At 42.1% G+C, this 10873-nt stretch carries 8 protein-coding genes; 2 read left to right on the top strand and 6 right to left on the bottom strand.

Annotated features, from left to right (window positions below):
• Both QUA10_RS19470 and QUA10_RS19465 read right to left on the bottom strand, forming a co-directional pair.
• On the bottom strand, positions 1-2571 hold a 2571-nt coding region (locus tag QUA10_RS19470; protein WP_333086346.1), incomplete at its 3' end, for a WD40 domain-containing protein.
• Between the two features lie 36 nt (positions 2572-2607).
• The gene (locus tag QUA10_RS19465; RefSeq protein WP_333084049.1) at positions 2608-4887 is read right to left on the bottom strand and encodes an AAA-like domain-containing protein; all 2280 of its coding nucleotides are present in this window, start codon (positions 4885-4887) and stop codon (positions 2608-2610) included.
• A 233-nt stretch (positions 4888-5120) separates the two neighbouring features.
• Here QUA10_RS19465 and QUA10_RS19460 point away from each other — a divergent pair, with 233 nt between their 5' ends.
• Together QUA10_RS19460 and QUA10_RS19455 are read left to right on the top strand one after the other, a co-directional pair.
• Positions 5121-5495, top strand: coding sequence for a hypothetical protein (locus QUA10_RS19460; RefSeq protein WP_333084051.1), 375 nt, complete (start codon positions 5121-5123; stop codon positions 5493-5495).
• 209 nt (positions 5496-5704) lie between these two features.
• Positions 5705-6010 (top strand): hypothetical protein, encoded by a 306-nt coding sequence (locus QUA10_RS19455; protein ID WP_333084052.1) that lies wholly within the window; start codon positions 5705-5707, stop codon positions 6008-6010.
• A gap of 575 nt (positions 6011-6585) precedes the next feature.
• Here the strand turns inward: QUA10_RS19455 and QUA10_RS19450 are convergent.
• The 4 genes from QUA10_RS19450 to QUA10_RS19435 form a co-directional block, all read right to left on the bottom strand.
• The gene (locus QUA10_RS19450; protein WP_333084054.1) at positions 6586-7368 is read right to left on the bottom strand and encodes a hypothetical protein; all 783 of its coding nucleotides are present in this window, start codon (positions 7366-7368) and stop codon (positions 6586-6588) included.
• A gap of 33 nt (positions 7369-7401) precedes the next feature.
• Positions 7402-7971, bottom strand: a complete 570-nt coding sequence (locus tag QUA10_RS19445) for a serine/threonine-protein kinase (RefSeq protein ID WP_333084055.1) — start codon at positions 7969-7971, stop codon at positions 7402-7404.
• A 29-nt stretch (positions 7972-8000) separates the two neighbouring features.
• Positions 8001-10430: an ankyrin repeat domain-containing protein gene (locus QUA10_RS19440; RefSeq protein WP_333084056.1), complete on the bottom strand. Its 2430-nt coding sequence runs from the start codon at positions 10428-10430 to the stop codon at positions 8001-8003.
• A 205-nt stretch (positions 10431-10635) separates the two neighbouring features.
• Entirely contained in the window at positions 10636-10770 is a 135-nt protein-coding gene (locus QUA10_RS19435; RefSeq protein ID WP_445242330.1) for a DUF4058 family protein, read from the bottom strand.
• Between the last annotated feature and the right edge of the window lie 103 nt (positions 10771-10873).

The raw sequence follows: 10873 nt of genomic DNA, 5'->3' as shown, positions 1-10873 counted from the left end.
CAGGTGCCACAGTTTGATGGTGTTGTCACTGCTTGCAGAAGCCAATGTCTTGCCATCTGGACTAAAGGCGACGCTATAGACCGGATTGCTATGCCCGGTGAGGGTAGCGGTGGGTTTTTGGCTTTCCAGATGCCACAGTTTGATGGTGTTGTCACGGCTTGCAGAAGCCAATGTCTTGCCATCTGGACTCAAGGCGACTCTATTTACCTCATTGATATGCCCGGTGAGGGTAGCGATGGGTTTTTGGCTTTGCAGGTTCCACAGTTTGATGGTGTTGTCACTGCTTGCAGAAGCCAATGTCTTGCCATCTCGACTAAAGGCGACGCTCAAGACCTCATTGCTATGCCCGGTGAGGGTAGCGATGGATTTTTGGCTTTCCAAGTGCCACAGTTTGATGGTGTTGTCACGGCTTGCAGAAGCCAATGTCTTGCCATCTTGACTAAAGGCGACGCTCCACACCGGATTGCTATGCCCGGTGTGGGTAGCGATGGATTTTTGGCTTTCCAGGTGCCACAGTTTAATCGTCTTATCGCTGCTTGCAGAAGCCAAGGTCTTGCCATCTGGACTAAAGGCGACGCTATTTACAGAATTGCTATGCCCGGCGAGGGTAGCGATGGGTTTTTGGCTTTCGAGATTCCACAGTTTGATGGTGTTGTCACTGCTTGCAGAAGCCAATGTCTTGCCATCTGGACTCAAGGCGATACTCCAGACAGAATTGCTATGCCCGGTGAGGGTAGCGATGGGTTTTTGGGTTTGCAGATTCCACAGTTTGATGGTGTTGTCACTGCTTGCAGAAGCCAAGGTCTTGCCATCTGGACTAAAGGCGACGCTATTTACAGAATTGCTATGCCCGGTGAGGGTAGCGAGGGGTTTTTGGCTTTCCAGGTGCCACAGTTTGATGGTGTTGTCACTGCTTGCAGAAGCCAATGTCTTGCCATCTGGACTAAAGGCGACGCTATTTACAGAATTGCTATGCCCTTCCAAATGATTGCGCTCTTTTACTGCGGACACTGCTTGTTGCAGCGCAGCTATCACTCGTCCTCTAATATGTTTTGTCGTCTCGGCTGAAGAATCTAGTTGTTTGAATGCTTGTCCTGCCTTTAATGCTTCCAAAAGTGCTTGGAATGTCTGTCCTGAACGAAATGATTCATTAGAAAAAGCAGTTTCCTGGATGACATTTGCTAAATTCTGAGCTTGAGTGATTTTATATGTGGCCAATTGCTGTGCTTTAATTAGCGTCTGATTCGCTTGAGTCAAAATTTGATTCGCTTGTTTTTGTGCTTCTAACTCTCGTTCAACTTCCCGTTGTTGGACTTCCCGACTGGCATTTAAAAACTGATAATCCAAATCGCTCAAACTTTTATCGGCTGCCCAACTTTGAGCATCTTGCAAGGCTTGACCTCGCAACAGTCGCGATTCATCCTGGAAATTAGCCTCTATCCAAGCTTTAAAACTTTCGCTGTAAGGGCGGAGTTCCGCTAATTGTTTTTCCACCCAATCCAGGTTAAAAACCGATTGATAAATCCGGTTATAAACTTGAAGTTTGCTAGACTGCTTAACCACCAACCCAGTTAATCGTAGTTCCATTTGTTCGGGACTATCATCAGTAGCTATTTCATTGTGCTGCAAAATTTGCTGATATAGTCCCAATAACCTACTTGCCCGTTGCTCGCTGCGTAAAATGCGTCCTCTAATCGTTTTTAAATGTTCTGGTTCATCCTGTGCTTCCCAATTATCAATCACCTTTTCTTGGACTAAACTTTCTACCCACTCAGCGGGATTTGAAATGGGTGTATGATTTGCACTACCGAGCATTAGTTTACAAAGCTTTTGTGTTAAAAATGGCTGTCCGCCCGTCCAATATAATACTGCTTCTAACACAGCTTTAGAATTTTCCGCTTGAGTTTCTAACCCCACTGCCAAAGGTTGGGCTTCTGCTAATTTAAACCCCGTTAACTCTATCCCTCGACCAATATTAAACGGAGTGCGTCGCTTGTCTTGAATTAAATCTGAGGGAGTAGCTACCCCCAACATTGTAAATGTTAATCGACGATAGTCGGGTTTATCAGCTCGATTATTATAGCAATCACGAATCACAGCAAAAAAATCTTCTATTTTAAAATTTAAGCTGAGTAAACTGTCCGATTCATCGACAAAAATTACTATATTTTCTGAAATTATCTTGAGTAATACTTCTTCAAAAAATTTACTGAATCGTTTAACATTCGATAGTAAGCTGTTCTGCTCCCACCATTCATCTAAATCAAAAACGTCATACAAATCTAATCGGCTGACGATGCTATCAATCACGCCTGCATACCACTCTTCTGGCGTGATGTCTGAGGTGCCAATTTCTGTGATATCAATGCTACTACAGGCAATTCCCTCTGCTTGTAACCGCTGCATTGTCCGCACTCGCAGGGATGATTTTCCCATTTGTCTGGAATTAAGAACATAGCAAAATTCTCCAGCTTTTAAAGCTTGATAAAGTTCTTCATCCGCCTTTCTAGTGACATAAGTTGGGGCGTTGGCAGGCAGGCTACCCCCAACTTGATATTGATAATCCTTCATAGGTCATTGTTAATTTATAGGTGGAAAATCAGAGAATCAAGGAATCAATTTGTACAGCCGTACAGGTTCAGTAATTCCCTTTAACTGTTGCATACCTAAGTCAATCACATTTAAAGGTGAGTGGGTTTTAACGACTTGATAAACTGTTTCAGAAATACAGATTCCTCCTGGCTCTGCTTTCCCTTCTAAACGAGCCGCTAAATTTACACCAGCCCCCCTGATATCATTATTAAGAAAGAAGATTTCCCCCAAGTGAATACCAATCCGGTGTTGCAGGACATGACTCGCAGGTAAGGTTGTAGCAGCTTCGGCGAGACTTCGCTGTATTTCTAGCGCACAGGCTACTGCTTTTACGGCACTTTCTGGAAAGAAAATTAATAAACCATCGCCCATTTCTTTAAGGACTTTGCCTTGATGTTTAGCGCAGATGTCTCGGATGATATTGAAATCTCGATTCACTAATTCTAGTGTCAGCTTTTGGTTGGCCACTGATAAAGCGGTGGAATTAACTACATCGGAAAAAATAATAGCTGCTAAATTACTCTCTACGCTCAAGCTTAATGGGTTATTAGATTGTTGCACAGCAGTCATATTTGGTTGGGGAAAAGCTAGGCGATGGCTAAAATATTGACGATACAAACCACACAATGGCATGACAGCATTTCCCTGAAATTTGATCAACCCCATGCTTCGCAATTTAAAAGCCTCTCCGGTATTAATTTCTACAGGTTGTTCGCTGTTAATTACTTGTCTAATTGTTGCTGCTAGTTCTGCATCTTGTTCCAAGTTAACTAAATGCCGTCGTAAATGATCGTAGTAAGGGCCTTCTTCAGTAGGAGCAACTTTTAGCAAGCTATCTAAGCTAATTCTCCCTCTGGCAATTTGGTAGAGAGCAACTCGCACTAAATAAGGATGACCGCCCACCATTTCCATCAGGTCACAAATCTCTTGATTTGACCAATTTAATTGGTGTCGATTCACTAAATCTGTTACCTGTTTCTGATTGAGTTCAGGTAATTCTATGGGCAATCCCACGTTAAATGGCGACTGATTAATATTGAGAGGAATATAAACTTCTTGAGAGTGAGAAATAACCAACCTCAGCTTTTTCCAAATTTCCTCATTTTTTCCCCGTTCGTGCCAAGCTCGTAATAATCCAAAGAAGTCGGTGGCTATTTCGGAATGCTCAAAAATGCGATCGACTTCATCTAACCCTAAAACAACAGGCCGATCGCTGTTAGATAGTAGATAGCGTTGGAAATACTTCGTGCTTTTATTTTTACTGCCGAGAACGCCTTTCCAATATTCTCCTAACCTATCTTCTAAATTTAATTCATTGGTAATCTCACCACAAAACCACTGCAACAACTCATCAAGATTGGTGAGAAAACTGCCATCAGCCCATTGAAAGTTTAAATAAGCCGTTTGATAACCCTGTTCCTTGGCGTTGTATAAAATTCGCTGCACTAAGGAAGTTTTTCCCATGTGCCGGGGGGCTTTGATTCGGATTAAAGCTCCGGGCTTAACAATAGTTTGGTAGCAGTCAGATTCAATGGGATGCCGATCAATATATAGGGGTGAATCTAAACTAACAGAACCTTCTGGGTTGTCTAAGTTGGAACTCGAAACGGGAGATACGGCGCTAGATCGCGGATTTTCCACCACAGGCGACGACTCCTCAACGATATCGCTAACAGAAGCATCGCCCGATCGCCCTGCTGCACCCAACTCAGAAAAATCCGACTTTTTCTTTAATACCGGAGTCAGCTCTTCTGGAATACCAGCCATGCTGATGCTAACGCAACCCAATTTATAGGCAAATTCGATCGATTCCCCCGCCGCCAACGTATCGTAAAAACCTACAGCAAATTCTCGTGCGGCGCTATCTCCCACCGCTTGCTTCATGCCGATCACATAGGGAATGTGACGTGCGATCGCAGCCGCTTGCACTTCTGAATAGCAAGCGTTGAGTATTACGCACTCCACGTACTCATTAAACGCCTCAAATAAAGCTGCCAAAGCTTTGGTATTGACCAGCTTAATTTGTCCCGCCCCATCTTCCAAGGCTAAACCGCCTTCTCCTGCACCATGCCCAGAGAAATGCACAATCTCTGGTTTATAATCTAATATGGCTCGCTGCATTTCTCTGGGTGTCACCGCCCACTGTTGCTCAAGTTGGAACTTGTCGGCTTTTTTAGAGCGTTGCAACCCCTCTGCAACTTCCTTCGCCTCTTTCTGTAAGTCCACAGGGGTGGTATTTTTGGGGTTGGCTGCCAAAAACAGGATAATTTTTTTATTTCTAGGCGAAATACTCATTAATGGAACCTTTAGGAGAGGAGATACAGGAGCTTAACGACACTACCTCAGTCAGGGCGAGATATTTCTTGTCTTTATACGATATTTAACCACAAACATCTTTATTTTTGTTGAGCAGTAAACTGGCAGAAACGATCGCCCTGAGTCAAGCATAACCAATCGAAAAGGCGATCGCTACCTGACGGGGTGACAACCCCGCCGAAAGCATTATCTGTAGAGCTTTTGGAGCTTTTGTGGTAAAAAAAGATGGGGTCGTGATTGTGAAAAATCCCCATCTATTAAATATGCTTCCTTCATTTTACCAAATCTACCTACAACAACAGCTAAAAGTCACCGAATATCTGACTTTAAAGATTTTGGTATATCTACTTGCTTGCCATAAACAAGTAAGCCTGGAATTGCTAGCTTCTTTGATGCCTTATCCGATTCAATTTGAAAGCCGCAGGCGCAGCCTACAACGATTTCTCAAATTGGATTGCCTCCAAATAGAACGCCTGTGGTTCCCTATCGTTCAAGAAATATTGAAGCAGAAATTTAAAAATCATAAATTATTAAAACTCGCTATCGATCCCACTTGTCGGGCGAGCCAAAAACCTTTTTGTAATTAGTCTGATTTGGGACAAGCGAGCTATCCCCTTATACTGGCAACTCTTGGATAAGAGAGGAAGCAGTAATATTGCCGAGCCGCAAACTCTAATTACACCGATTTTAGAGCTTTTAAAGGATTACAAAATTATCATTTTAGGAGACGCCTGAATTTGGCAGCGTCAAACTAGGGAGCTGGCTGTGTGAGCAAGACGTGAAGTTCGTTTTTAGGGTGAAACAGGAACGCTATATTCAGCAAGAATTTGCCGAATATACTCATTTGTCCGAGCTGGGATTGTTACCCGGAAGTCGCTTTTTTCTCACGGGTATTAAAGTCACTAAACAAAAAGGATTTGGCTTGTTTAATGTAGCTGGTTATTGGCGTCGTAAATATCAGGGCAAGGTGGAGGATGAAGGTTGGTATCTTCTCACTAACTTAGAAACCCATAATACAGCAATTTCTGCTTTCAAAAGTCGTATGGGTATAGAAGCCATGTTCAAAGATTGTAAGACAGGTGGTTACAACGAGCGAGAATAGTCATGCTAATAATGAACGGTTACAAAAATTAATTCTCCTCATTGCTCTCGCTTACAGTTCTGCTATCCTGCAAGGTCAAAAAATCAAGCACCAGGGAATTCAAAAGTATGTTAGTCGCCTCACAGAACCTCAACGTTCCCAGCGCCGACACAGTAGCTTTTGGATTGGGCTATATGGTCAATCTTGGGTAGTTGGAATGGAGTTTTGTCAAGATATTATTGCAGAATTAATGAGGATGAGGCGAAATAAGCTACCCTTTTTTCAGAGGGGTATGAGGGCTATGTCCTTGATTTTATCAAGCTTTTGACGGGGTTGTCACCCGTCAGGATCGCTACTCTCAACTAATCTTTTTAGCTACGTATTCAACAAGTGCGATCGCCTTCCCCTTTTGCAGTCCTATTTCATAAATATCGAAATTATTTATAGTTTTACTCTCATGCCAGAGCCAGGATTTTTTGATTATTATTATTGCCTAAATTAGTACATAAAATCTTCTATACTTCCGCATTTACTTAACCCACGCACTCCGAAAAAAAAACGGGTTTTTCATCAAATCTGTGGATGACAACAATGATTTATTTTAGTTTACTTAAACAATCATTTAATTCCCCTACCAACCATTCTTTCTCAGCTTGCGGCAAAAATAAGCCAAAACAATAGTTACGCGACTTGGTGCGAATCAGGCAAAAACTAATCGATTTTTTGAGCAATGGCAGATGAATTACGCTCAACTTTACCCGCTGGATATCTTGAGGGCTGATTTGAATTGGTCTGCTCAATAAACAATAAGAAATCCAACACAAGTACATCAAAGCATAAAATACGGTAAATATTATTACAGGTTCGATCGATATAAATACAAATAGGTGAAATAATTTACCTAGCGAGTCTGCTAAAGTGTATTTAAACAAGCTAAATGTCGTGTACCACGGTGTGACAATTAACCATAGGATTAAATCAAAAACGCCCAGAATCAAAGAGAAGAGAAGTAAAACTTTACAACTCAAATGAATGAACCGGAAAAACCCTTTGAGTTTGCTAGGGAAGCGATCGGGGTATATATTGATGAATAACCACCGTTTAGCGTCAATTAAAGTAATTCGGGATTGGGGCGATCGCTTAAACATTTTTTCGGGATTAATCCCGCTTGGCTGTTCACCTCGCAACGCTGATAAAGCATCTTTTGCTGAGTGAAATCGATCTTCACTTGCGGGTTCAATTATCTTCTCTAACCAGTCGGCAAACTCGGGAGAAATAGAGACGCGATCGCGGAATTTTACCTTCAGCTTTTGTCTGGGTAAATCCGATGGAAATTTCTGGGTTAACAGGAAAAGCAGCGTTGTTCCTAATCCATACAAATCTGTTGATAATACAGCTTTTCCTCTGAATTGTTAAGGTGCCATGTAACCGTAGGTTCCGACAACGGTACTGCCTCCTGTAACGGTATGATGGTAAGTATTTTGAACTGCACCAAAATCAACTAGGAAGACTCGCCCGTTTTTTTGCAGAATTATATTTTGAGGTTTGATATCTCGGTGGATAGTAGCAGGTAACAGCGATTGCAGATAAACTAGAATTTCTAGCACTTTATCGGCGATATGACGAACTTGCGATTCATTTGGTTTCCAGCCATTTTCTATCAATTGTGCGAGAGATTTTCCAGGTGCGAGTTGTTGGGCGATATAAAAACAACGATCTTGGGAAGTATCAACTTGAAAGTAGTCAATGTAGCGAGGAATTCCCGGATGATTCAATCCCGATAAAGTTTTGGCTTCTCGTTCAAATAACTCGACTTTCTTCCATTCAGTTCTTACACGCAGGGATAAAGCTTTGAGTGCAACTTTTTGATTGCTGTTTAAATCTACAGCAGCATAGGTAATCCCAACTCCACCCTGTCCTAATTTACCGATTATGCGATATCTTTCAGCAATGATTTTTTCCGATTGTTGTAGTGTTTTCATATTTTTGTGCCTGAGTTGATTGTGGATGATTAGTAGGTTGCACCGCGAGATATGAGTATTTTGGCTGCTGCTTCTCCGTCGGGGTTCCAGTTGGTTTCTGCTATCTTTAGGGGCGTGTCGCCATAGCAGTTTGTAGCGTTGATTGTTGCACCTTTCGCAATTAGTAATTTTAAGATTTCTACAGTGCCATAATGTGCGGCTTTGTGCAGGGGAGTTGTGTCACACTTATCTCTATTATTAACATCTGCACCGTTTTTAATTAGCAGTGCAGCAATATCATTGTGTCCGATCGCGATCGCTTGATACAACGGAGTTTGACCGTTCTCATTTCTAACGTTAACCCTTGCGCCATTAGCAATTAGCAGTTTAGCGATATCTTGAGAGCCTTGAGCAACAGCAAGATGCAGGGGAGTTTGAAGCAAGTTATTTTTGGTATTAACGAATGCACCTTTGGCAATGAGTTGTTTGGCTACATCCTCAAGTTTGAAATCGACAGCGATATGCAGTAAAGTTCTGCCTTCTTTGTCTTCACTATTAACAACTGGGTTTTTACTAATTAGCAGCGCCACTGCATCCTGAAGTTTCAGGTCTACGGCGATATCCAGTGGAGTTTTTCTTTGATTATCCTGGATATTAATTTCTGCACCTTTAGCAATCAGCAATTTTAAGATTTCTACAGTGCCATAATGTGCGGTTTTGTGCAGTGGAGTTGTGCCAGATCGATCTATATTATTGACATCTGTACCGTTGTTAATTAGCAGTGCAGCAATCTCATTGTGTCCGATCGCGATCGCTCGATACAATGGAGTTTGACCGTTCGCATTTCTAGCGTTAACCCTTGCGCCATTAGCAATTAGCAGTTCAGCGATATCTTGATAGCCTCGATCGACAGCAAGATGCAGGGGAGTTCTTTTTTCACTATCCAGAATCGCCACATTTGCACCGTCTTTAATTAGCTGTTGTACCAACTCCTTAAAACCTATTTTGGCTGCATTATGTAATAAAGCTGTACTCTTGCCATTTCGGGCATTGTCTTCTTTGATGTTAATTTTTGCGCCTGCGGCGAGTAGTATCTTTGCTATTGCCTTCGATCGCGCCGTATGTAGAGGAGTCAAGCCATTTTTGTTTTTGGCATTGACATCCGCACCTTTAGCAATCAGCAACTTGGCCATTTCAGGCGATCGGGCAAAGAACAGAGGAGTTCTATTAAAATATTGACTTCCTGTCCGGGCGTTAATATCTGCACCTTTAGCAATTAGCGTCTGTGCCACTTTTATGTGATCGAACATAGCAGCGATGTGTAATGGGGTACCGCCATGTGTACCCTTAGCGTTGACATCTGCACCTTTGGCAATTAACAATTCTGCCACCTCTTTTGAGCCAGCAAAGTGTAGTAAATTCTGACTGCCTATCCTGCTATTGGCACTAATACCAAGATCCAGATAATGCCTAATAGTGTTAGTATCTCCCTGGCTGGCAGCCTCGACAACTGCATCGGGTGTAAATCCAATCCGGTTGAGTATGGGATATTTAAAGTGATTAAAAACAGCAACAGTAGCAATAGCAGCAATTCCTATTTTGAGGCGCTTTTTCCATTGCGTCGGATTGGATTTAACGTTAACTCTTCGAGGATTGCGAAGAGATTCAAGCGCTTCTTGTGCCGATTCAAAGCGGTTTTCTAAATCTGGCGCGATCGCTTTTTCTAACCAATCGGCAAATGCTGAAGAAATCTGAATTTGAGAGCGAAAATCTTTCTCTAGTATATTTGTTGGTAATTCGGCGGGGGAACGGTGGGTTAGTAAATACAACAATGTCGCTCCTAAACCATATAAATCTGTTGCAGGTACGGCTTGTCCGAGACATTGTTCTGGAGCCATATAACCATAGGTTCCAACTACGGTACTTCCTCGCAGTAAAGTATTGTAATAAGTGTTTTGCACTGCTCCAAAATCTACTAAGCAGACTGCCCAGTCTTTTTCTTTGTGGGAATCGATCGGCGATTTGAAAACTATATTCTCTGGTTTAATATCCCGGTGGATAACAGGTGGTTTCTGTGAATGGAGATAAACCAAAATATTCAAAATTTGTGTGGCAATGCGTTGAATTTCGGACTCACTAGCGTGCCAGCCATTTTCGACTAAACTGGCTAGAGATTGCCCTTGGGCCAGTTCTTGTACTATATAAAAACAACGGTTATCGGGAGTATCGACATAAAAATAATCCAAATAACGCGGAATTCCCGGATGATTCAATTTTGATAAAACATTGGCTTCTCGTTCAAAGAGTTCCAGGACTTTCCAGTCATTCATCTTCTGTAAAGACAAAGCTTTGAGTGCGACTCGCTGGTGTGTTTGGAGGTCAAAGGCTTCATAATTTGTGCTACTACCGCCTTCTCCGAGTAGCTTTTTAATTTGATAGTGTTTGACTAAGTTATGGGGAATTTGTTCGACAATATCCATAGCATTATCCTGGGTTGATGAGTATCAACAAACATTTTGTATTTCGGTTTTAAAAACCCAAATTTTGAAAAATTTATGCAAGGTAAATTGAGTGTTTGAGTATATTTCAAACAAGTCAATAGAAAAGTCAATGACGGACTCTGTATATTTGCTTAAATTTCAATTACCGTATTTCTATGGAGAGCTTACCCAGAATTTTGGAGTGTCATATCACCTTTGGCGAAAATTTACGTACGGGATATTGATCGTAATCGAGCCGATAATCATAGCCGGCGCGATCGTAAATGCCTGCAAGCAATTCCGGCAAATTAACAATAGGTTCTACATCTTCTTCGCGCAAAGGAAGTTGTCGGTCTTTTTGAGATGCTAGCCAACGTTCGTAGGCTTATCTATCGCCACTTTCTCTCTCAGCGCCCTCTGCGTCCTCTGCGGTTAATCAAAAA

It is taken from the genome of Microcoleus sp. Pol8_D6, assembly GCF_036700965.1.
Classification (GTDB): domain Bacteria; phylum Cyanobacteriota; class Cyanobacteriia; order Cyanobacteriales; family Microcoleaceae; genus Microcoleus.
The sequence above is the reverse complement of the archived record's forward strand: the minus strand, read 5'-3'. Positions and strand labels throughout refer to the sequence as shown.